We start from the raw sequence: 22,147 nt of genomic DNA, 5'->3' as shown, positions 1-22,147 counted from the left end.
CAGCCTGCAAAATTTGCAGTCTGCTCCATGCTTTTTGAAATAACGTTAAGACATCTGGTTCATTTTCCCATGTCAAACCATAACCTTTAATTCAGCTTATATAGGTAATTTCCGCTCAATATCATTCTCTCTACTTATATTGTACCGTTATTTATATGTTTTTTGTAGACTGTTTTTTTTGCAATTCCTACACTATACTGCTAAATACAAATCTAAAAAAAGAGGTGTATCAGTATGGATGACCAAAAAAATGTCTTAGATAATGGACCCTTTTTTCATGGTACTAAAGCAGAACTGAACATTGGAGATGTATTAGAACCGCTATACTTATCCAATTACCAAGATAAAAAATCTAACCATATTTACTTTACGGCAACATTAAATGCTGCCAAGTGGGGTGCTGAATTAGCAAAAACGAATGCAAAAGAAAGAATCTACATTGTAGAACCACTAGGAGATTTTGAAAATGATCCTAACTTAACGGATAAAAAATTTCCCGGCAACCCAACACGCTCATACAGATCTAAATCACCTCTAAAAATAGTAGCTGAATTAGCTTTATGGGAGAGACACTCCGATGAAGAGATCAATCATATGCTTACATCTTTAAAAAAATTAAGTGAAGAAGGGAAAAATGTGATCTACGATTAATTCTTAACCAAAAAAATTCCCTTCGTCCAAATCAGGACAAGGGAACTCTTCGGTTGATAGCTATTCTATTTTGCCATTGGAAGACTGGCGGAATATGCAGCGGTACGGGACGATCATTTTGACAGCCACTTCATACGGATGATCCAGATAATCGAGCAGCTGTTTAACCGCGAACATACCCATCTCCAGCTTGGGTACATGCATGGTCGACAACGGGGGAGAAGTGAATTCGGATATTTCAATATTATCTACCCCAAAAAAGGCGATATCCTCCGGAATGCGGAGCCCTTGTTCGGTTGCAGCACGCATGGCCGCAATTGCCATCATATCACTGGCTGCAAAGATGGCTGTAGGTCTGTTCGCATTGTTGGTAAATGCCTGCTTGGTCAATTCATAACTCAGAGAAACATCCCATTTCACATCGATCACCCAATCATGATCAATAGGTAATCCCGCATCCGTCATGGCACGCCGGTAACCAAGAAATCGTTTTTCCTCCAGAAAATCATTCTTGAATTCTGCTCCGCCAATGTAAGCAATGATCCGATGACCTTGGGCAATCAGATGATTCGTTGCTTCCCTCGCTGCCTCTTCACGATCATAACCGACGACCGGAATGTCCGGGTCCGTAATATCCACACCCACAACAGTCCGTACATTGGTCTTAAGCCAGCGATAGGCTTCCGGATCAATCCGTTCCACCACAATCATGCCATCAATCTGATGTTCCTTCACCAGAGCCTGCAACTGCACGATATCCCCATCGTTTTCGATGCTATACACAAATTCCAGGCGCATGCCTGCTTCAGCAAGCTGCTTCTCAATCCCTTCCATAATGACTGAAAAATAAGGACTGTTGTATTTATTTTGGGGAATAGCCACCACACAGCCGATCGCATATGCCGTTTTGGGCTGGACCTTCTTCTTCTTGGCCGGACGCTGTGAACGATAGCCCAGTTCCTCAGCGGTGTCCCATATTTTTTTGCGGGTTTCATCGCTGACTGATCGATTGACATCGTTCTTCATCACACGTGAAACGGTAGAGATCGATACACCAACGCGGTCTGCAATATCCTTCAATTTTGCCATGTGAAGTCCCCCACCTTTCCTCAACCTATGTATTTAAACCCCATTCGTATTGGGGCAATTTCATCTCTGCAAACACAAATTTGCGGCAAATATAATTCTATATTTCTACTGGACAGAAGTCAATGAAATGGTGCACAGGCGCAGTCTTTTATAAAATAATAGCGGCAGTCAGGGAGCTTGCTGTCCCCCATAACTGCCGCAATTTTAATTCTTTTTAAGAAAACGTATGAAGCTTTGCCACCTCTTTATCTGCTTATTGCATCTTGGAGGCCAAATCCTTAAGCGCTGCGTTCAGATCACCATCTCCGGCAAGTGGAAGTTTGAGTGATTGCTCACCATACGTCCAGACCAGATCGGTTTTCTTGGTTGTAAAGGGAGATACAATGCCATACTGCTGCGCATCCAGGAAGATTTTATTATCTTCGCCAACAGTAGCAATATAAGCATCTGCTGCCGCCTTGTTCGCGGGAATCGAGTATCCCTGTTTCGCCAGTTCTGTCTGTCCTTCCGGACCTGCTAGCCAAGCCAACAGCTTGTAAGCTGCCTCTTCATGCTTTGTATTGGAGCTGATGGCAAGACCTGCTGGCTGAACAACGGTTTGGTTGGTTTTGAATTTCGGCAAATACGAGATGCCGTAATCCACGCCAGCCTCCTGGTAGTTGGTTGTATTCCAGCTGCCACCCGGATTCATCGCTACTTTGGAAGTAGTAATCGCAAGGTTCACCTGTCCACCCAAACCTTCAATCTGTGCAGGTGTGGTGTTGATCTTTTTATTTTTGGTCAAGTCGATAAAATAGTTCAGCACTTCCATCGCTTCAGGTGTCTCAAGCGCAAGGGAGCCATCGTCATTCACCAGCTTCGCGCCGTTGGACCACAACTCCGGCTCCAGGAACCAATCCATCGTTGATCCTGGTGAAATGGACAAGCCCCACTGCACAATGTTTCCGGCGTCAAAACCCGCTTCGTCTGCGCTTTTCCCGTTCTTATCCAGCGTTAGCTTGGTTGCAATGTCGGTAATTTCATCCCACGTTGGCTCAAGCGACGGAACGGGAGCTTTATGAGGATTCGTGGCTTCATTCTCAAAGATCGCTTTGTTGTAATACCATACGATAACGTTGGCATCGATAGGCAAGGATACTTGTTTGCCCTGATATTGGTGAAGACCGAGCAGACTTTTGTCCACATTGTTCAAATCAAACTGATTTTCCGCGAGCAAGCCGTCCAATTCCTTGAAAATGCCCAGCTCGGCGTATTTCTCCACGTATGCATAACTCGTTTTGAACACGTCCGGAAGTGTGCCCCCTGCTGCATTCGCTGTCAGTCCGTCCCAGTAGCTGCCCCAATCCTTGCCTTCGAGTTTGACCTTAATATCGGTATTGGCCTTCATGAACTGATCCAACAGTTCCTGTGTACGATGAAGCTCTTCTGCCGTCCCCCACTGGGAGTATGTGATTGTTACAGGTTCACTCTGGCTGCCGCCGGAACCAGAAGAGTCGGCGTTTTCGGACGATCCCCCGTTTCCACATCCACTGATCACCACCATTGTAGCAAGTACAAGTGCCCAAACATTGAATAGCCGTTTACTCTTCGCTCTCATATACACAGCTCCCCTTTAAGTCATATCAATAAGTCCTGTTCACCTGAAAACCGGAAAGCAGGCAGCCACTCTACCCTTTGGTGCCCGTAAGCACCACCCCCTCGACGATATAACGTTGTGCAAACAGATACAGCAGCCCGATAGGTACAATACTGATAAATGCACCCGCAGCGAGCGCCGGCAAATCCTGGCTCGTCTGACCAATCAGCAGCTGCAAGCCCACACTCAGCGTGAACATTTCTGGGTTTTTGATATACAGGAACGGCCCCAGAAAATCGAGCCAAGAGTTCACAAAGGCAAAAATAATGGTCGTCATAATAATCGGTTTGGACAGCGGCATAATGACTCGTGCATATACCGTCCAGCGATTGCCGCCGTCCAGATATGTAGCCTCGTCCAGCTCCTGGGGAATGGTCATGAAAAACTGTCGGAACAGGAAGATATAATAGGCGCCTCCTAGCCAGGCTGGCACAATGAGAGGCAACCAGGTATCAATCCAGTTCAGTTTGGAAAAAAGAACGTACGAGGGAATCATCATAATGGATGGAGGGATCATTAAGGTAACAAGTACAACCGGGAACAGAATATTCCGATACTTGGTTGCAAAACGGGAGAAACCGTAAGCGACAAGTGAACTGGACACCACCGCTCCCGCCGCAACAAAAAAGGAAATGATAAATGAGTTCTGAATCCACTGCCACATCATCGGCTGCACAGCGAACAACCGTTCAAAGGCTTCCAGACTGAATGTGTCTGGCAGGATGGTTGGAGGTACCTTGTAGGTTTCCGCTTTGGTTTTCAGCATGGTCGAGAGCATCCATACAAGAGGCCCTGCGAACAGCATTAATGCTACAATCAGCATGGTATATTGGGACGCTTTTACCGCTATTTTTCGGCTGTTCATGTAACTCTCCTCCTATCGTTCTCCCTCGTAATACACAAAGCGGTTCGATACTTTCATCAGGATCAGGGTGACAAGCGAGATCACGGCGAACAGGAAAATCGACTGCGTCATCGCCATGCTGAATTTCAGATCGGTAAAGGCCGACTTATAAATGTTGTAGACAAACGTGTAAGCAGAGTAGTTCGGACCACCCTTGGATAGCAGTAGCGCTTCCGTAAACATCTGGAAGTTATACATCGTCTGAATAATGATGACAAACAGGATGGAAGGACTGATCATCGGCAGTGTAATCTGGAAAAATCGGCGAATCCCGCTTGCACCGTCAATGGCAGCAGCTTCATACAAATGTCTGGGTACATTTTTCAGTGCAGCCAGGAAGATCAGAACCCCACTGCCCGAGATCCAGACTTGAAGCATGATGATGACCGGCTTGATCGTATGCTCCCCGCCAATCCAGTCCACTTTGCCTATACCCAGCGCGCCAAGTCCGGCGTTCAGGATGCCGAATTCGGAGTTGAACACCAGCCGCCAGATAATAACTGTTGCCACAATGGGCACTAGGGTCGGTAAATAGAAGAAAGTGCGGAACAAGGCAATACCTTTGACATTGAAATTAAGCAGCATCGCCAGACCCAGCATACCTGCCGTTACGATCGGAACACCGAATACAACGAAAAACATCGTGTTCATCAAGCTTTTCAAGAAGATGGGATCATCCATCATGTGCGTAAAATTATCAATGCCGACAAAGTTGAAGTTGGTCGCTCCCGGAAGTCTCGCATCCGTAAAGGCGTAGAAAACCGAAGTCCCAAAAGGAAATAGGAAAAAGGTGATAAATCCGATAATCCAAGGCAAAATGAAGAGAAAAAACAGCAGTGTGTCATATTTTCTCAACCTGTTCATGATGACACCCCTCAGCCTGAAATTTCTTCTAAATAGACGTACCGTTCTTCCAAAATGGATTTCTCTGCCGCCAGGGCAATAAGTAACGCGTTACGACCAACCTGCGCACTAGCAAAAGGCTTTCTGCCTTCCTTTACACATTTCAGAAAATCAATGCGTTGGGTCTGTCCACCCGTGTGTCCACCCATAATGGAATCCGAGGTCACATCAATCTCCAGATGGTCCTTCGTCCAGTCCTGCCCGCCAACGATGTCAATCGTCTTGTCATTACGGGCAACCATCTGGCCACCGTTCTCTCCGATCAGGCCAATCTCAAGCCCTTCTCCCATCAGATTGCGCGGTTTCAAATACATGCACAAGCCCAGATTGGCCTTACTGCCGTTATCATAATCAATGGTGATAAATGCATGGTCGACGATGGAGGTATCCGAAATTTCTTTCGTCGGATAGTGACTGTATGAATTCTGAATCCGATTAGGCTCTCCTTGCTTCATGACATGCTGGCCTCCAGAGGCAAACACGCGGACAGGCTTCGCCTGGATCATCCAGTTGAAAATATCGAAGTGATGACAATCCTTCTCTACAATCGCTCCCCCAGACTTGGTCTTGTCATAGAACCAATCCGCAGGCGGGAACGGGTCACGGAATTCCTTGCACCACATCAATTTCACGTCACCAAGACGTCCGCTCTCCAATTCCTTCTCCATTCGGCGATACAGATTCGAATATCGATAAACCAATCCGATCTGCAATACCCGTCCCGAGGCTTCCGCCGCTTCTATAATGGCATCACAGTCCTCAATGGTATGGGCAACCGGTTTCTCCAGAAATACATGCTTGCCAGCTTCCAGAAAAGCGACTGCCACTTCGCGATGCAAATAGTTCGGAACACTGATAACCACCGCATCCAAATCTTCCTTAGCAAGCAGTTCACGATAATCGCTAACTATGGTGGGGTTGCTATTCTTGAGTTCAGCCAGCGTACGTGCCACATTGGCTTCATTCATATCACAGATATAACGAACCTCACTCTCCTCGAGCAAATCAAAACCAATGCAATGATGTGACCCCATGTCTCCTACACCGATAAAAGCCATTTTTATCTTCCCCATGCTTACACTCTCCGTTGCTCGTAAATTTGCGGCAAATGCCATGAAGCCAATTCGATGTTAATAAATCTAACAGGACTGTGACTATGTAACGATAGTAAAATAGTTTTTATTCCTTGTCAATTGATTTTGGCTAAATTTTAAATTATTTTGCGGCAACATATTTTCGCTCTATTTTATATACTACTGAACAGTATAACTCTTTATTCATCATAAATTAAGCGTTTACATTTTTGTTATATTATCATATACTTTAATTTGAATTCATTTTTATTTGCGGCAAATATTATATTTAAGTTATGAATACTCATGTTCAAAATTCAATAAAACACGCCTATTTTCAATAGAAAACATAATAAATCCTGGAAAAATATCTGTTGTATCTCCTGTACCCATCCCCTATAATGCAATTTAGACACGGAATCCAAGAACTAAAAACACATTTTATATTTGCCGCAAACCAAAATCTCATCTTTCAGTTGTTTATTTCCCGATTACTACCATGACTCTTACATAAAACGTTACTATTCCGCTACTTCATGTGGATCAGAAAGGAGTTGAGCTCTCCTAACTCTCCCCTTATAACGAAATTCGGGGTGGGCAGAACGAGTTATCATTCAAAATCCATTATTCAGGAGGTATACCATGACAAGATTATTTGATAGAAGCAAGCGGAGCTTTGGATTGTTTTTGGCTTTTGTCCTCATGATTACCCTGCTATTGCCTGCAGCAGCCTTACCCAAAGCCTCTGCTGCAACCATCACCATTGATGGCAATGTCAGCGACTGGAGCAGCGTTAGTGCTCTCACCACCAATAGCGGCACTGCCCAGACGCTCAAGGTGACCAATGATGGAACCAATCTCTATCTGCTTATTCAAGGCTCTGGTCTGAGTACAACGATGGGCAACTTCTGGATCAATACCGATAACAATACTTCAACCGGATACCAGGCAGCGGGCTGGGGAGCTACAGGTGTGGAATGGCTGCTTGAAAATACGGGGTTATACCGCTATGGCGGCAGTGGAACCGACTGGGTCTGGAACTTCAACAGCACGTTGACCAGCTCCCAATTCTACCGCAGCTCTACCGTCATCGAGGTCGCTATTCCTCTCTCTACACTGCAAATCAGTGCTGGTAGCACAGTGCGGGTCGGGTATATTGACAACAGCTCGGATTCGTCGAGATTGCCCGCGTCTGGACAAACACTGCCAGCTTACCTTCTGACCTCGGCCGGATCGGGTGGTGGTACGGGGAACAATACCGTAGTGAATCCCGTAGAGCTGGACAGCCCACTCAACAATCCATTCAAAGGCTGGGCGCCTTCGGCCAAGAGTACAACTTATGCACAGCCACACAGGCTCGTATATGCCGGAGTGACTTGGAAGGAGCTTGAGTCCACCAAAGGCACATTTGATTTTAGTGCGATTGAAGCCGCCAACAATTTTGCCTACTGGAAAAGTAAAGGCGTCAAAGTGGTGTTCCGCTTCATTCTGGACAGCCCGACAGGACAGGCTCACAGAGATATTCCCGACTGGCTCTACAATGACATGATTGCCCGCGGAGAATCACCTGGAACCGTATATAACGATACAACCGGAGGCATGGGTACTGGGAACAACATGGGCTTCTCTCCCAACTACAACTCCACCTATCTGCAAGAAAGGCACAAATTAGCCATCGAAGCCATTGCGGCAAGATACAACACCAATGATCGTCCGGTCTCCTTTGTCCAGATCGGTTCACTCGGACACTGGGGCGAGTTCCATACATGGCCTTATGTCGGACCAAATGGTGAAACCAATTACACAGGCGCGTTCCCTACCAATGACATCTCGAACAAATACGTTCAGCATTATATTGATGCCTTTGCTGGCAAAGAGGACAAAATGCAGGTTCTGATCCGGCGCAGTATCGCCCTCGCCAAAACCAATAATAAAGGCATGGTCATGGGCATGTTCAACGATGTGTTTGGACATAAAGACAGCTTCGATGCGGATTGGGGCTGGTACACAGGCACCCAGAATGGCTATTGGGATGACATTGGTCAACAGCAGCCTGCACATGCGAACTTCTGGGAGACACGTATCTCAGGCGGCGAATTTTACGGGGGAGCTTCCGGCATGCTTGCAGCATTAACTACCGGTAGCGGATTTACGGAAACGTTGCGTCAAACGGAGCTAAGTAAACCAAGCTGGCTGGGACCAAATTCCCCTGCCTCGCTTCCTCTGAATCATGCCTTACAGGCTAATATCGATGCACTCAAGAAACGAATGGGTTACCACTTTGTAGTGAAGGAAATCTCCCATCCATCCACCATTAGCGGAAGCACGTTTACAACAACGATTAAAGTGGAGAATAAAGGCGTACAGCACTTCCCGTTTGCCTGGCCGGTTGAAATTCAACTGCGCAGCGGCAATACCGTGGTCGCCAAGAAAACAACAACCGTTAATCTGACCACTTGGAAAACGGGTACTTACACCCTGACCGATTCCATTCCGGTCTCCGGTCTTGCTGCCGGAACCTATGATATCGCGATTGCGATCATTGATCCGGAAACGAATAAACCTGGCGTAGACTTTGCCAATACAAATAAATTGACCGACGGCTCGTTCAAACTGAGCAGTGTAACGAAGTAATCTCAGGTTGCTTCGACTAGTGAAAATGAAAAAGAGCAGGAATGAGGGCACTATGCTCTCATTCCTGCTCTTCTTCTTGGTAGAATAATACCTATGATCCACTTTTCCAAACATATCATTTAAGCTTTTCTTCTTACACTACTGTGCCTTGTTCCGCAGCTGACTGTAATACAGTTCGCTGTAGAAGCCGCCTTGTTCCAGCAATGCATCATGCGAACCCTGCTCCAGTAGCTGACCATCCTTCAGGACAAGAATGCGATCGGCTTGGCGGATCGTGTTCAGCCTGTGAGCGATAACAAAGCTGGTGCGGCCTTGCATCAAGCGCTGCAGCCCTTCCTGGATTTTAATCTCCGTGACGGTATCGATACTGCTGGTCGCCTCATCCAATACTAGAATGGACGGATCGGCCAGAATTGCACGGGCAATCGCAAGCAGCTGCTTCTGTCCCTGACTGATGCCACTTCCGTCGGCCTGAAGCACTTTATCGTACCCGTCCTTCATCCGTATGATGAACGAATGGGCATTCGCCAGCCTCGAAGCAGCTTCCACCTCTTCATCGGTCGCATCTAGGCGGCCGAAACGGATATTTTCCCGGATCGTACCCTGGAACAGGAATGAATCTTGAAGAACAAATGCCATATGTGAGCGCAAATTCTCGCGCCGAATGGTCGTAATATCACGTCCATCCACCGTTAGCGTACCGGCTGTAGGATCATAGAAGCGAGATAACAGCTGAATCAGAGTTGTTTTCCCTGCCCCGGTCGGACCTACAAGAGCAATCATCTCGCCCGGCCTTGCTTCAAAGTTAATTTCACGCAAAATATTGCGTCCTTCATCGTATCCAAAGGATACCTTGTCGAAGCGAACGGCTCCCTCCACCTTTTCGAGAGGTACTGCTGCTCCTTCATCCTTCGCTTCCTCATCCTCATCCAGCACCTCGAACACGCGCTCTGCCCCGGCAATCGCAGACAGCAACGTATTCCACTGGTTAGCCAGATCGTTGAGCGGACGGGTAAACTGACGGGCATATTCTACAAAGATGATAATCACCCCGACTGTAACGGAGCCTTGAATCGCCAAGATCCCGCCGATGCCTGCGACAATCGCAAAGCTCAGGTTGTTCAGGCCATTCATCAGCTTTGGAATAAAACCGGAGATGGTCTGCGCCCAGAAACCGGACAACCGGATTTTCGTATTTCGTTCCTCAAACCCGCGAATCACCCGCTCTTCCTGCGAGAAAGCCTTGATAATCTTCTGTCCGGACAAGGTTTCCTCAATGTACCCATTGAGTTCGCCGAGATTGCGCTGACGTTGTTTGAACAAGGGCCCGGTTCTGCGCGTAATCCAGCGCATGCCAATAGCCATCAACGGTACCACGATAAATGTAAGCAAGGTCAGCAGCGGACTTAACCAAAGCATTACGCCAAACGTTCCAATCAGTGTTAACACACTGGAGAAAATCTGGATGGCCGAGCTGTTCAGCGTACCGCTGACATTCTCAATGTCGTTGGTAACCCGGCTCATGATCTCACCCTGCTGACGCTTGCCGAAGAATGGAATCGGTAGTTTGTGCAGATGGGAGAACAGATCATACCGCATGCGGAACACCGTCTCCTGTGCAATCTCAATCATCCATATATTTTGCAGCCATGACGTCAGGGAGAAGAGAACATAGACTGCCACCAGACCCAATAAAAATGTCGTCCAACTGGAGCTCGTTGCTTCTCCATCAATGAATTTATCCACAGCTACACCGACCATATAAGGTCCAAGCAAAGCGAGAGCGGAACTGGCAAATACCATCAACAGCACCATCGTCAGCTTGACCTTGCGACGGGCCAGATACGCCCAGATCCGGCCTAACGTACCGGACCAGTTCTTCGCCCGTACCTTCGGCTTACGACCTCCACCTGCCTTCAGCGTCTCGGGATCAATCGGCGGTGGGGGCTGACGGAAAGGTTCAATGAATGCTTTGAACATGTGGTGTACCCTCCCCGTATTGTGATTCATAGATTCGGCGATACAGTTCGGATGAATCCATCAGATCCTCATGTTTCCCCTGTCCAATCAGACGCCCATCGTCCAACAACAGAATCAGATCGGCAGAGGTGGTTGAACTGATCTTCTGCGTGATAATAAACGTAGTACACGATAACTCTTCCAGTGCACCCAGCAGCCTTGCTTCCGTGGCTACATCAAGAGCACTTGTACTGTCATCCAGAATCAAGATGCTTGGACGACGAATCAATGCACGAGCAATCGAGAGCCGCTGCTTCTGTCCACCTGACAGATTAACTCCCCGCTGACCTAGCTGTGTATCGTAGCCATTCGGCAGCTTCTCAATGGTCTCGTGAATCTGGGCACGCCGCGCTGCTTCCTTAATCTCTTCGAGCGTTGCGTCCTCCCGGCCCCAGGCAATGTTATCGCGTACTGATCCGGTAAAGAGGACCACTTCCTGCGGCACATAACCGATAGCTCCGCGCAATGTGGAAATGTCCAACCGTTCTGCATCGTTACCATCTATACGAACCTCGCCTTGATCTTCGGTATAAAGCCTTGGAATGAGCTGTACCAGTGAGGATTTACCAGAGCCTGTCGCTCCCATGATGGCGATACGCTCGCCTCGTTTGGCTGAGAACGTAATGTCTTCCAGCACGGTAATTTCACTGCCTGGATAGCTGAATCCTACACCCTGAAAATCAACTGCACCCTGGATAACAGGATTCCCTTTCATAGCTTGTGCAGAACGATCTGTATTCAATGTTTGTGCTGATTCCGAAACTTCCTCCGTGTCAAAAACTTCGTTAAGCCGCTGTGCCGAAGCACTCGCTCTGGAGAAGGTAACCAGAATCCAGGACAGTGCAGACATGGCGCCAATGGTGCGAAGCAGATAGTTAATAACTGCGACGACTTCACCCACGGTTGCACTTCCGGTAGTGATGTCACGTCGTCCAAACCATAGTACGGCGATGATACAACCATTCATCATGAGCAGCATGAATGGCATCGTCGTCTCCGTCAAGCGCAGCGCGGAGATCGTGCCCTTCATCAGCTTGCCGCTATATCCGGCAAAGCGTTCAATCTCGTGGCCCATCCGGACGAAGACACGGATTAGCCGAATGCCTGTCAGATTTTCCTGGATGACTCCGTTGACGGCATCCAGTCTGCGCTGCACATTGCGGAACAGCAGCGCTGCCTTTTTGATCATCCAGATGACAAACACGAGCAGCACAGGCACCATCACAACGAGCAGCAGACCCAGCTTCGGATTCACCACAACCGCCATAATCATGCTCCCAATCACCACCAGCGGCACACGTGTCATGAATCGCAGACTCATAAACACCGTATCCTGCACCTGTGTAACGTCCCCGGTCAATCGGGTAATCAGGGATGATGTGGCAAAACGGTTAAACACCGCATAAGAGAACGCTTGCACTTTATCATACAGCTTCTCCCGCAGATCGTAACCGAAGCCGAGACTCGCATGTGACGCAAAAAAAGAACTCGCAATACCCGCGACAAACGCCACGACGGCACTGCCCACAAGCACCCCACCCCATAGCCAAACCACTGACAGATCTCCTTGCTGGATACCGTTATCAATGATCTTCGAGATCAAATAGGGTTGAGCCAATTCAACCGTCAATTCAATCAGCATCATGACCAGTGCTGCGATGGCGGCGACTCGATACTTCTTCAAGTAGTACAACAGCTTGATCATAACCATTCCTCCGGCCCAGAGCGTAATCTTCGTGATGATTAGGTATGTTCACGCAGCCAGCTCCATTAGTCTCTTTTCATAACTCTATGTAAAATTTCACGTATCCAATACGCTTATTATATCGCATTTTGAACCTTCAAATCGCTAATATCTTCTTTCCTTCTGATTATTAACCTGAAATAGGCGGTGAGAGAACATGCATCTGCAACAAAAAAACCTGGGCAGACTGCCCAGGTGCGATGATTTTGTTTTCGATTGAAATGTTCCAGTTACAGCAAACTTACTCTTACAACGACAGATCACATTTATTTGCCGTACGTCTGTTCCAAACGTTCTTCTTCATTGGTGGACAGCAAAATGTTCAGCAGCCCCATCACGTTATTCGCTTCTGTTCTGGCTTCCGTATACTTCTCGGCAAATGCAGCTTCGTCCTGTTCCGGATCTATTGCAGCCAGTTTGGCCCACGACTCGCGGGCTTTATCGTAAAGTTTCGTTAAAGTGATGTCATACGTATGCTGCGCGACAGGTGCCATGGAGTCAAACTCCGCTGCATTCTTGAAAAATTCCATCGAGTCCGTAAAGGACTGACTGGTGTAATCCTTGTTCTTCATGGCATCCTCCGTGAGTAACAGCGCCTGACGAGAGATAAACAATGTCTTCACCATGGCACGCTCCAGATTGGTTGCTTCTTCCCATGACACATAGGACACTTCCGGTGCCTGAACGATTGTGAAAAAAGGAAAGGCATCATCGATCAAACGCTGTGAATCGGAATGGATCGGAATACCTGTGTTCATATTCACTACCGCATCACTATAGTTGGCGATATTAATATTTTTAGTGCCTTCTTCACTTACCCTGCGCACCGGATGATCATTAAGCGGCACACGGATATAGCCAAGCTTGTCCGCATACTTCTGCTTCAATTCCTCCAGTGTAGAGTCCACTCCAATCTTGCCTTCTTCAGATGAAGCCCCTGTTGTATCGGAAGTTGAGGAGGTGTCCGCAGAGTCTTCTGCATTCGTATCTGCAGCCGACGAGTCAGCCGTCGATGTGTCCGAGCTATTGGTCGCTGTTGCTACTGTACCAGCATCCTGGAATGGCTCCTTCGTTGTTGCTTCCTTCGCCCCACCGCCACATGCGGTCAGAACGGCAACCAAGCTGAAAATGGCCGTAAACATTTTGATTCTATGATTCCATCTCATATCGTATAATCTTCCCCTTATCTTCTGTATGTACCTGTATTACATCCACCTCTACTTCAATCCATGAACAGTTCACTCCATAAATATCCTTTCGGATAACATAGATAGATCACTATGAAATCTGGTCTTTATTTTATCATAAGTTAAATACTGGGTGTATAAGACAATGTGCCTGCATGCTCATGCTCATGCTACATTTCTGCCTGTCCTATTCTCACTTACGGAGAGAACAAAAAAACACGGTCATCCATGAAGGACAACCGTGTTGATAAGTCTGACTGGCTATGTTGCATTATTCGTTTCAATTCATCGCGCATGGATGTTGCCACAGATTCAGATTCCTCTTATTTAATGCCTTTCGCCTTCTCCATATGATCAGCCCGAATCTGGGGATCCGTGGAATTGACTGCGGACAGCATGTTGTAGATCGCCTGAATATCCTGTTCTTTATACAACGTTTCGGGGACTTCGGTCTCAAGCCTTTCCGTTTTGCGCAGAATGGTCTCCACCAATTCATGATCATAGATAATCAGTTCATCCGAATTGACATATCTCACAGCGGGATCAACACTGATCCGGCAGCGATTGGTGAAGGTCACCATGGAGACGAGACGAACCCTTTTATAATCGCCGAGGTGTGCCTGAATGGCCTCCACATGCCCTCGGTGCTGCATCAATGGGTTGTACATCTTGATTCGGCTGCTGCTGACTGTCCAGTTGGCCTCTCTTCGACCACCACGAATCTCACCCGTCGTCAGGTTTCGTGTCTCAATCACGAAGATACCCCGCGGACCGATGACGACATGATCAATCGATGAGTAACCCGAGCGGGACTTGGTATTGGCAACAAGCAAGTCGTTCAGCACTTTGTATTCACCCGGAAGAGCATGCAGCTGCTGGGCAGTGCTTGGTTCCTCTGGCTGACGGGTCCAATCTCCATCTGATTTCGTTTTTTTGCGTCTACTGCGTACCATACGCGTGGGAATGGGAGCCGTTGACGGTAAAGATGAAGCGGAAGCTGTGATCTGGTTCGCGAGCTCTGGCTGTGACTTGAACAGAGACAGGATTTTTTTGAACATGGGCAAGCTCCGTTCTATGTAGTGTGGGTTTCGCACATCCATTATGTATACTTCTATTACTTATGTCGGATAAAGAGGGGCAAAAATAAAGGGAAGAGGGCCAAAAATCCATTGTTCAACTAAAGTATATACCAATATTTAACCAATACTGTGACTTTAGACGCATACGGGAAGGAGAATTTTTATAAAAACAGCGTATTCCTTTCTATTGAAGAAAAAGAACACGCTGTTGTCTTGGTTGTGAGGATTAAGCCTGTAAATAATATGTGTAAAGCACCTGTGTACCCTTCTCATCCAGACCGTTGCTGGATATTTCCTGATACAAGGATTCAGCCAGCGCCAGCCCTGGCGTCTTCATCCCCATGGCTTTGGCAGATTCGAGAGCGATGCCCATGTCTTTGATAAAATGTTTCACATAGAATCCAGGCTCATAATCGCCTGCGATCATGCGCGGACCAAGATTGCTAAGCGACCAGCTTCCGGCTGCACCGGTAGCGATGCTCTTGAGCACATTCTCCGCGTCCAGACCGGATGTCTTGGCATAAGCGAGCGCCTCGCATACACCCATCATGCCTGAAGCAATGGCGATCTGGTTGCACATTTTGGTATGCTGTCCTGCTCCGGCCTTGCCTTGCAGCACAATATTGGTGCCCATTTGCTCGAACAACGGACGAGCCGCTTCAAAGGCCTCCGTGCTACCTCCAACCATAATGGATAGTTTGGCATCCCTTGCTCCGATATCCCCACCGGAAACTGGTGCATCCAACGCATGCAGTCCTTTGGCTTCCGCGGCTTCATAGATCCGTGCAGCTAGCAGCGGACTGGATGTGGTCATATCAATCAGGTACGAGCCCGGTTTGGCGTTCGCCACGAGACCATCTTCACCAAGATAAATCTCCTCGACATCCTTCGGATACCCCACCATCGTGATGATGACATCACACTCGGCTGCCAGTTTGCCTGGTGTGTCATGCCATACGGCACCTTCCTTCACCAACGCTTCCGCTTTGGCGGCCGTGCGCGTATAGACATGCAGCGGATAGCCTGCCTGCTGGATGTGCCCTGCCATGCTTTTGCCCATAACGCCTGTACCGATAAAGCCAACTTTCGTCTCTCCAGGTGCCTTCGTTGTATTTGTCATCGTAGGTTTCCTCCTATTTTTCTATACTTCATTTGGAGCTTGTCTTCTAAACTTGCTATATCTGTATGTTAATGCTTTCTATCTCTTCCGTCTATCTTGTTTCGTCTTCTATTGTTCAAAAAAATAAAATAGGAATCGAAAATCCATTTCCTGTACAACCTAACGGAAACTTCCTTGAACGGAAAGGAGAATTCCCATGAGCCGTGAAAAGGGAGAAATCACGATATGGCTGTCCTTTTCCATCATTTTGTTAAGTGCAGGCCTCGTGTGCCATGTTCTGTCCATTCCAGCAATTCTGGATTATGCAGGCAGAGATGGCTGGCTATCCGTAGTCGCTGCTGCTCCCTTCTTTTTGTTATTTCTCTGTATGATGTTCGTTATTATCCGGCGGGTACGCGGACAGCGTTTGACTGATTGGATCACGAGGGAATTTGGCGCAATCCCTTCATGGATATTCCGTATTACTGCCTCACTCATGCTGCTTGCACTCGGCTCACATACCTTATATGAAACAACGAACTGGACGGTATCCACCTATCTTCAATTCACCCCACCCTATGTGCTCGCAGGCGTGGGTGCCCTGGTTGCTGCCTGGGCGGCTGCCAAAGGTATCCGTTCCATTGCCATGACTTCAAGTCTTCTACTTCCATTCGTGATCCTACTTGGATATTTCGTGATGTCAGCCAACATGAAATACAAGGACTATGGTCAGTTGTTTCCCATCATGGAATATGGTTCCGGTCCCGTCTTAAGGGGCATGATCTATTCACTTGCCGGACTGATGGAAATCTGGATATTGATGCTGTTCCAACACGATATCAAAAGCAAAATTCGCTGGTGGCATCTACTCCTACTCGGGTTATTCATGCTCAGTATGGCGATCGGCCCAACACTCGGAGCCATCGTTGAGTTCGGTCCGGAGGAAGCTGCGAAACAACGAAATAGTCCCTATGAGCAATGGAAGCTGGTGAATATCGGGAAATTGCTCCAGCACGTGGATTTCCTGTCCATCTATCAATGGCTAAGTGGTTCATTTGCCAGAGTGGCGATCTCCATCTATCTTATCGTCGATCTGCTCGATTTTCGCAGACCCAAGAAAAGGTACGTTGCCGTTCTAATCGTCACCTTCATCATGTGCGCCATAGCTGTACAGTGGTGGAGAATTGATTACGTTGACTATTATGTAAACCATATTCAATTTCCCGTGATGCTCGCCTATGTATCCACGGTTACAGTCCTGTTGACCCTCGCCGCATTCATACACAAAAAAGATAAGGAGGCTCCCGCTCATGCCGCTCACAACCACACCAAAGAAGAACCCCCATCTGGCTGAACCATTCCGAATCAATGAGCATAATCTGACGACGTTTTTTGCAGGTTCAGACGATGTGATCATCAGCAGCCATATGATTGGGGAGTCTCCGCAGCAGATTGTCATTGTGTATTGCAGCGGTATGGTCGACAGCAAATCCATATATGATATTATTCTTCCCGAATTGACGCGAACGTACGAGAGTACTCACTTTGTTCGTGCATCGGATATTGAGAAGTCCATTACCTTGCAATGGACAAGTATAGACATACAGAACAACCCACTGGGAAAGGAACTCTTGTCCCTGCGGGTGTTTGAGGGACATATGCTCATCTGCATTCCTTCCATCCAGAAGATGTGGAGTATGGATATATCCAACATACCTACACGGTCGCCGGATGAATCCACTACGGAAGTATCGATCCGCGGGGCACGAGATGGTTTTATCGAACGACTATCAGTCAATATTGCGTTAATTCGTACACGCCTGCGTACGGCCGAATTAGCCTGTAATATTGAATTAATTGGTTCTCTCTCCGTGACCAAAGTCGCCCTGATGTATATTAAGGACATTGCCAATCCCGAGCTGATTAATGATGTGAAGAATAGGCTGCGCAAAATCGATATTGAACGCATTATGACCGCCAATGAACTGGAGGAATTATTGTCCCCTTCCAAAGTCACATTGTTTCCGGTAACCCATTACACGGGCAGACCTGATTTTGCGGCGGAATGTCTTCTGAACGGACGTTTCGTCATTATCGTGGATGGTAATCCCAGCGTCATCATCGGACCCGTCAATTTGTTTCTGCTTCTCAAATCACCCGAAGATGCCAGCTTCCCGTTTCTTCCGGTGAATGTGGGCCGTATGCTGCGTTTTATCGGGCTATTAATAACCGTGTTCTTGCCTGGTTTCTATATTGCGCTGACTTCTTTTCACATGGACCAGCTACCCTTTCCGCTTGTAGCTACGATCTCGGTTGGGCGTATGGGTCTACCTATGGAGTCTGGTGTGGAAATGTTTCTCATTATGCTTCTGATGGAGCTGTTCCGGGAAGCAGGAGTGAGGCTTCCCAGCGCCATTGGTCAGACGCTGACCGTTGTTGGCGGATTGATTATTGGGGATTCGGCCATCCGTGCAGGCATGGTTTCCCCGCTCATGATTGTCGTCATTGCCGTAACCGTAGTGGCCGGCGCAACGATTGTGAATCAGGTCATGACCAGTTCTGTTCTGATTCTGCGTTTTTTCTGTTTTGTACTTGGGGCATCCCTTGGCATATATGGGTTCATTCTGTCCATTATCCTGTTCCTGATCTATCTGACCGATCTGAAATCGTTCGGCATTCCTTATCTGACACCGCTCAGTCCGCTTAATTTCAAACAGGCACTCGCCTCCTTGTTCAAACTTCCGAAAGGATGGATGAAACGTAGACCTGTCTATCTGGAAACGCAGGAGCCACGTAAAGAAGGGAATGAGCGATGAAGCGGCTTATACAACGATGGTTGCTAGGGCTGCTAAGTCTCTCTCTTTGTTTCGTGACCAGCGGGTGCTGGAGTGCATATGAGATCCAACAGGTGGATTATGCCAAAGCGATCGGGATCGATTACAAAGACGGGTTGTACCATATGTATGTTCAGAGCATGGACTTTACCAGTGTAGCCAAAAGCGAAAGTTCAACCAAAACTGCGGAAGCTCCACCTGTATGGGTTGGACATGCGTCGGGGAAAACATTGAATCTGGCGGTAAACGAATTGTTCCGAAGTTCCCAGCTGCATATCGCCTGGGGCCATGTGACGGCCATTGTCATGGCCGAAAGTATCCTGACAAGCAAGCATATTAAGGAAGTGTTTGACATGCTTGGACGTTTCCCGGAATCACGTTACACAACCTGGGTATACGGCACTCGCGATCCACTGGAAAATATTCTGAGTGCCACGTCCATATACAATTTGTCGCCGCTGGATAGCATTCTGCATAACCCTCTTCCCTCGTTCCTGGAAGAATCGCTGTTTCCTCCAGTGCTCAGTTTCAAACTCATTGCCACCCATAACAATGCGTCCACGACAACTTATCTGCCTTGCATCACCTTGAACAAGGAGCACTGGTCGCAGAACAAAAAGAATTATGAGCTGTTTATGATTGACGGTGCTTTTTTTGAAAGAACCGGGGATGACTTTGAATATTTGCCCCATAGCAAGCTTCCTGGATTTCACTGGTTACTTAAGGATATGCGGCGTGCGCCATTGATCATTGAAAACGAAGGAACCATCTATGGCGCGCTCAGCGTTGGTTTGCCCAACGTCAAAATTGTACCCGTCATTCGTGGGAATGAGGTTCATTTCAACATCGATGCCAAGTACCTGACCGCTTTGTATGAATATCTCACCCCTGTTTCCTATGACGAGATGGTCCGATTCAGCGAGAAGACACTACGGGAGCAAATCTTACAAACGTATCGCGAAGGTCTGAAACGTGGAGTCGATGTCTATGGACTTCAGGAGAAGGTTTATCGCAAAAATCCAAGCCTGTGGCGCAAGCTGTCCAACAACGGCACAAAGATGATCTTGACGGAAGATTCCATTCAGAAGCTGGACATTCATATTACGATTCCATATACGGGTAAATTCCGTAGGAAAGTGTAGCTATAACAAATCCCCTGCCGTATGAAACGGACTAGGGGATTGTTTGGTTGATGCTGCAATTATTTTGTAAAGGCGGATGAGATTTTTCATAACATTCGTCAGATCATCTAATCTTCGTTGTCCAGGGTTGTATGCAAATGCAACCTTTCTTTTCTTTAAAAGCTAAATTTTAATCCTAAATATTCAACTACGATCCATGAAACAGGCCAAAGTAATGGAACATGAACGACCCAGTAAGGGGCTTTATATCGCCCATTCTCATAACTGATCCCACAATAAAAAATCGCGAATAATACGCTTAAAGGATAGGTGAAAAGAATTTTAACCAATAGATCACGGGAAGTATCATATGTGTGTGGATACGGTGCCGATAAGGACATACCAAGTCCAAAAAGAGCCATAGGCCAAATAAACAAAGTAACTCCATACAAAATCAAAAATAATAATAAATAATTGTATAACTTCTCATTTTTCCTCTTGCTCATATGCCCTCCTGATTGCCTGAACGTAATCTCCCAACTTGAATAACCTTATCAGAAGATTTTACAGGATGGATATGGAAATATAAATAGTTTATTCCTTACTGATTAATAAAAAGACCTCCAACCATACAGGTTAGGAAGTCATTAATGATGTTAAATTATCGTATCCATCACTAGGCAGCGGCCGCCAATCAGACTATTTTCCATTCTGCCTATAGTACTCCATTATTCGCATACGTGTGGTCAAAATCAGGGTCTGTGGCAGTAGCACCACAAATATAAAAATCAGCACGATCAGCCACAGATGAGCGGCAAAATTCTCTGCGCCAAACGATGGTTTGGGAAGCTCAATGAAGTACCACCAGCACGGGATGGCAACAAACCAGGTCAGTCCGGTAGAGATGAATAACTCCTTCACCCCACTCCATAGAAAACAAAACACAATGGCAATGGTTAACGCGAACCATGGATGGGGCTGCCCCGTCCAACTCCTATCTAAAAAAATTAGCAGTGGATACAACAGCGTCGTGCTCCATTTCCAGATGTTGTTAGTGTACAGTCTCATAAGCTTCCCCCTTTGTAACAAACAACCCTTTTACTCTATAAACAATACCCATGCTAAAAAGTTGGACCTTCTGATCCATTGGTTTGTATGCATAATTACCATTTTACGGCTCATACTACCATAAGGAAATTATTGAAGGAGTGACAACATGAGGTTAAAAAGCATCATCGCCGTTGGAACGGTGTTAACTTGCTCGACTCTGTTATGGGGCTGTGGCAATGCCAATATGAACCATGCTTCACAGCAGAAGGATACTGTTCAAACCGAGAGCTGGAGCGATCCCAAACGACTGGAGGCTTCCCATCTGGAAGCGCTGGAACGGATGGAAAAGGATCATATTCATCGCATGGTTTCGCTAAATGCGAGCATGGATGAAGACAAAGTAATGACCACCCTTGAACGATCCACCCAGAAGCTGGAGGAAATGAGACCTCTCGCTGAAATGCTGCAACATGAGGGCCATCCAACGTTATTACAACGAATTCAGGAGATGGCTGGAGATATTCAAGGCTCGAAAGAAGTCGTTGCTGAGATGAAAAAACTGCCTCAGGACGGCAAAATTAAGATTCAGTCTGAAAATTCGGATTCCTTGCACCACATTGGCAGTTTTCGCGATTACCACCAGTACATGCTAGAGAAAATTCAGACTTTAAACAAGGCTAAGTCTGCCACACATTAATCTGTATCGGCTACTCGGATAGCATTGCTCCACTGTATAAAAAAACAAAGCATAATAGTTAGGTGGGAAGGTTCATTCCTATCTAACTATTTTCTTGTAAAGAGGTATTACTGTACCCTGCTGCGATCCCTGCGATCTTCTCTGTCCGCTTCCTCCATTTTACGAATATATCGCATCAGTTCTTCTTTATGAGCTTCGAGTTCATTCAGCTTTGCAGATGCCCCATCCATAAATGACTGCATCTTATGTGTCAGCTCTGTTGCAGATGTACCGATCCAGTCTTGCTTCAATCGGCCATGAATGGAGCGCATTTTCTGTTCCTGCTGCATGAGCCGTTGCTGCAACTGCTCACATTGCTGAACAGCCCTTCTTAAATCAGACAAGGATACGGATATTCTGCCCATTTCTCATTTCCTCCTGTTAGTCC

19 protein-coding genes are annotated in these 22,147 nt (G+C 47.0%); 6 read left to right on the top strand and 13 right to left on the bottom strand.

The features are described from left to right. Nucleotides 1–234: 234 nt before the first annotated feature. Entirely contained in the window at nt 235–651 is a 417-nt protein-coding gene (arr, locus tag CRO25_RS11375; RefSeq protein ID WP_072735123.1) for an NAD(+)--rifampin ADP-ribosyltransferase, read from the top strand. Between the two features lie 60 nt (nt 652–711). Here the strand turns inward: arr and CRO25_RS11370 are convergent, their stop codons facing one another. From CRO25_RS11370 to CRO25_RS11350, 5 genes are all read right to left on the bottom strand, one after another. After that, the gene (locus tag CRO25_RS11370; RefSeq protein WP_079695050.1) at nt 712–1,740 is read right to left on the bottom strand and encodes a LacI family DNA-binding transcriptional regulator; all 1,029 of its coding nucleotides are present in this window, start codon (nt 1,738–1,740) and stop codon (nt 712–714) included. Between the two features lie 253 nt (nt 1,741–1,993). Next, the gene (locus CRO25_RS11365) at nt 1,994–3,337 is read right to left on the bottom strand and encodes a sugar ABC transporter substrate-binding protein (RefSeq protein ID WP_079695049.1); all 1,344 of its coding nucleotides are present in this window, start codon (nt 3,335–3,337) and stop codon (nt 1,994–1,996) included. 70 nt (nt 3,338–3,407) lie between these two features. Continuing rightward, nucleotides 3,408–4,241 carry a carbohydrate ABC transporter permease gene (locus CRO25_RS11360; RefSeq protein WP_053784043.1) on the bottom strand — a complete coding sequence of 278 codons (834 nt, stop codon included), beginning with the start codon at nt 4,239–4,241 and terminating at the stop codon, nt 3,408–3,410. Between the two features lie 12 nt (nt 4,242–4,253). After that, on the bottom strand, nt 4,254–5,144 hold the full coding sequence (locus CRO25_RS11355; RefSeq protein WP_072735121.1) for a carbohydrate ABC transporter permease: 891 nt from the start codon (nt 5,142–5,144) through the stop codon (nt 4,254–4,256). Between the two features lie 11 nt (nt 5,145–5,155). Then, nucleotides 5,156–6,256 carry a Gfo/Idh/MocA family protein gene (locus CRO25_RS11350; RefSeq protein WP_079695048.1) on the bottom strand — a complete coding sequence of 367 codons (1,101 nt, stop codon included), beginning with the start codon at nt 6,254–6,256 and terminating at the stop codon, nt 5,156–5,158. Between the two features lie 642 nt (nt 6,257–6,898). Here CRO25_RS11350 and CRO25_RS11345 point away from each other — a divergent pair. Continuing rightward, nucleotides 6,899–8,890, top strand: coding sequence for a DUF4832 domain-containing protein (locus CRO25_RS11345; protein ID WP_079695047.1), 1,992 nt, complete (start codon nt 6,899–6,901; stop codon nt 8,888–8,890). A gap of 138 nt (nt 8,891–9,028) precedes the next feature. On the opposite strand, the gene CRO25_RS11340 is transcribed toward CRO25_RS11345, so the two are convergent. The 5 genes from CRO25_RS11340 to CRO25_RS11320 all read right to left on the bottom strand — a co-directional run bounded on the left by CRO25_RS11340 (nt 9,029) and on the right by CRO25_RS11320 (nt 16,039). Beyond that, nucleotides 9,029–10,870, bottom strand: coding sequence for an ABC transporter ATP-binding protein (locus CRO25_RS11340; protein WP_079695046.1), 1,842 nt, complete (start codon nt 10,868–10,870; stop codon nt 9,029–9,031). After that, on the bottom strand, nt 10,851–12,614 hold the full coding sequence (locus CRO25_RS11335) for an ABC transporter ATP-binding protein (protein WP_063565961.1): 1,764 nt from the start codon (nt 12,612–12,614) through the stop codon (nt 10,851–10,853). The genes CRO25_RS11340 and CRO25_RS11335 overlap by 20 nt, the downstream gene beginning before the upstream one ends. A gap of 305 nt (nt 12,615–12,919) precedes the next feature. Then, a complete protein-coding gene (locus CRO25_RS11330; protein WP_063565962.1) occupies nt 12,920–13,819 on the bottom strand; it encodes a hypothetical protein in 900 nt (299 codons plus the stop codon). 344 nt (nt 13,820–14,163) lie between these two features. Then, nucleotides 14,164–14,898, bottom strand: coding sequence for a nuclease-related domain-containing protein (locus CRO25_RS11325; RefSeq protein WP_063565963.1), 735 nt, complete (start codon nt 14,896–14,898; stop codon nt 14,164–14,166). A gap of 247 nt (nt 14,899–15,145) precedes the next feature. Then, nucleotides 15,146–16,039, bottom strand: a complete 894-nt coding sequence (locus CRO25_RS11320) for an NAD(P)-dependent oxidoreductase (RefSeq protein WP_079695045.1) — start codon at nt 16,037–16,039, stop codon at nt 15,146–15,148. Nucleotides 16,040–16,235: 196 nt separating this feature from the next. On the opposite strand from CRO25_RS11320, the gene CRO25_RS11315 reads away from it, so the two are divergent. Genes CRO25_RS11315 through CRO25_RS11305 form a run of 3 tightly spaced genes read left to right on the top strand, consistent with a single transcriptional unit; the run spans nt 16,236 to nt 19,994 of the window. Beyond that, on the top strand, nt 16,236–17,372 hold the full coding sequence (locus tag CRO25_RS11315; RefSeq protein WP_079695044.1) for an endospore germination permease: 1,137 nt from the start codon (nt 16,236–16,238) through the stop codon (nt 17,370–17,372). Further along, nucleotides 17,329–18,834, top strand: a complete 1,506-nt coding sequence (locus CRO25_RS11310; protein ID WP_079695043.1) for a spore germination protein — start codon at nt 17,329–17,331, stop codon at nt 18,832–18,834. The genes CRO25_RS11315 and CRO25_RS11310 overlap by 44 nt, the downstream gene beginning before the upstream one ends. After that, complete coding sequence (locus CRO25_RS11305; RefSeq protein WP_064640472.1) at nt 18,831–19,994, top strand: Ger(x)C family spore germination protein; 1,164 nt, start codon at nt 18,831–18,833, stop codon at nt 19,992–19,994. Before CRO25_RS11310 ends, CRO25_RS11305 begins: the two co-directional genes overlap by 4 nt. Before the next feature lie 155 nt (nt 19,995–20,149). Here CRO25_RS11305 and CRO25_RS11300 read toward each other — a convergent pair whose 3' ends face one another. Together CRO25_RS11300 and CRO25_RS11295 are read right to left on the bottom strand one after the other, a co-directional pair. Further along, the gene (locus CRO25_RS11300) at nt 20,150–20,479 is read right to left on the bottom strand and encodes a hypothetical protein (protein ID WP_079695042.1); all 330 of its coding nucleotides are present in this window, start codon (nt 20,477–20,479) and stop codon (nt 20,150–20,152) included. Nucleotides 20,480–20,672: 193 nt separating this feature from the next. Then, nucleotides 20,673–21,041 carry a hypothetical protein gene (locus tag CRO25_RS11295; RefSeq protein WP_079695041.1) on the bottom strand — a complete coding sequence of 123 codons (369 nt, stop codon included), beginning with the start codon at nt 21,039–21,041 and terminating at the stop codon, nt 20,673–20,675. 148 nt (nt 21,042–21,189) lie between these two features. Here CRO25_RS11295 and CRO25_RS11290 point away from each other — a divergent pair, with 148 nt between their 5' ends. Then, on the top strand, nt 21,190–21,720 hold the full coding sequence (locus CRO25_RS11290; protein ID WP_079695040.1) for a hypothetical protein: 531 nt from the start codon (nt 21,190–21,192) through the stop codon (nt 21,718–21,720). 107 nt (nt 21,721–21,827) lie between these two features. Here CRO25_RS11290 and CRO25_RS11285 read toward each other — a convergent pair whose 3' ends face one another. Further along, entirely contained in the window at nt 21,828–22,124 is a 297-nt protein-coding gene (locus CRO25_RS11285; RefSeq protein WP_063565971.1) for a WXG100 family type VII secretion target, read from the bottom strand. Nucleotides 22,125–22,147: the final 23 nt, after the last annotated feature.

Source organism: Paenibacillus sp. RU5M, assembly GCF_900221055.1.
GTDB lineage: Bacteria > Bacillota > Bacilli > Paenibacillales > Paenibacillaceae > Paenibacillus > Paenibacillus marchantiae.
This window is presented reverse-complemented; position numbering and strand designations above follow the sequence as displayed.

What these genes read in the sequence shown, in the direction of transcription:
- arr (WP_072735123.1), top strand. Translation starts at nt 235, where the DNA reads ATGGATGACCAAAAAAATGTCTTAGATAATGGACCCTTTTTTCATGGT.
- CRO25_RS11370 (WP_079695050.1), bottom strand. Translation starts at nt 1,740, where the DNA reads ATGGCAAAATTGAAGGATATTGCAGACCGCGTTGGTGTATCGATCTCT.
- CRO25_RS11365 (WP_079695049.1), bottom strand. Translation starts at nt 3,337, where the DNA reads ATGAGAGCGAAGAGTAAACGGCTATTCAATGTTTGGGCACTTGTACTT.
- CRO25_RS11360 (WP_053784043.1), bottom strand. Translation starts at nt 4,241, where the DNA reads ATGAACAGCCGAAAAATAGCGGTAAAAGCGTCCCAATATACCATGCTG.
- CRO25_RS11355 (WP_072735121.1), bottom strand. Translation starts at nt 5,144, where the DNA reads ATGAACAGGTTGAGAAAATATGACACACTGCTGTTTTTTCTCTTCATT.
- CRO25_RS11350 (WP_079695048.1), bottom strand. Translation starts at nt 6,256, where the DNA reads ATGGGGAAGATAAAAATGGCTTTTATCGGTGTAGGAGACATGGGGTCA.
- CRO25_RS11345 (WP_079695047.1), top strand. Translation starts at nt 6,899, where the DNA reads ATGACAAGATTATTTGATAGAAGCAAGCGGAGCTTTGGATTGTTTTTG.
- CRO25_RS11340 (WP_079695046.1), bottom strand. Translation starts at nt 10,870, where the DNA reads ATGTTCAAAGCATTCATTGAACCTTTCCGTCAGCCCCCACCGCCGATT.
- CRO25_RS11335 (WP_063565961.1), bottom strand. Translation starts at nt 12,614, where the DNA reads ATGATCAAGCTGTTGTACTACTTGAAGAAGTATCGAGTCGCCGCCATC.
- CRO25_RS11330 (WP_063565962.1), bottom strand. Translation starts at nt 13,819, where the DNA reads ATGAGATGGAATCATAGAATCAAAATGTTTACGGCCATTTTCAGCTTG.
- CRO25_RS11325 (WP_063565963.1), bottom strand. Translation starts at nt 14,898, where the DNA reads ATGTTCAAAAAAATCCTGTCTCTGTTCAAGTCACAGCCAGAGCTCGCG.
- CRO25_RS11320 (WP_079695045.1), bottom strand. Translation starts at nt 16,039, where the DNA reads ATGACAAATACAACGAAGGCACCTGGAGAGACGAAAGTTGGCTTTATC.
- CRO25_RS11315 (WP_079695044.1), top strand. Translation starts at nt 16,236, where the DNA reads ATGAGCCGTGAAAAGGGAGAAATCACGATATGGCTGTCCTTTTCCATC.
- CRO25_RS11310 (WP_079695043.1), top strand. Translation starts at nt 17,329, where the DNA reads ATGCCGCTCACAACCACACCAAAGAAGAACCCCCATCTGGCTGAACCA.
- CRO25_RS11305 (WP_064640472.1), top strand. Translation starts at nt 18,831, where the DNA reads ATGAAGCGGCTTATACAACGATGGTTGCTAGGGCTGCTAAGTCTCTCT.
- CRO25_RS11300 (WP_079695042.1), bottom strand. Translation starts at nt 20,479, where the DNA reads ATGAGCAAGAGGAAAAATGAGAAGTTATACAATTATTTATTATTATTT.
- CRO25_RS11295 (WP_079695041.1), bottom strand. Translation starts at nt 21,041, where the DNA reads ATGAGACTGTACACTAACAACATCTGGAAATGGAGCACGACGCTGTTG.
- CRO25_RS11290 (WP_079695040.1), top strand. Translation starts at nt 21,190, where the DNA reads ATGAGGTTAAAAAGCATCATCGCCGTTGGAACGGTGTTAACTTGCTCG.
- CRO25_RS11285 (WP_063565971.1), bottom strand. Translation starts at nt 22,124, where the DNA reads ATGGGCAGAATATCCGTATCCTTGTCTGATTTAAGAAGGGCTGTTCAG.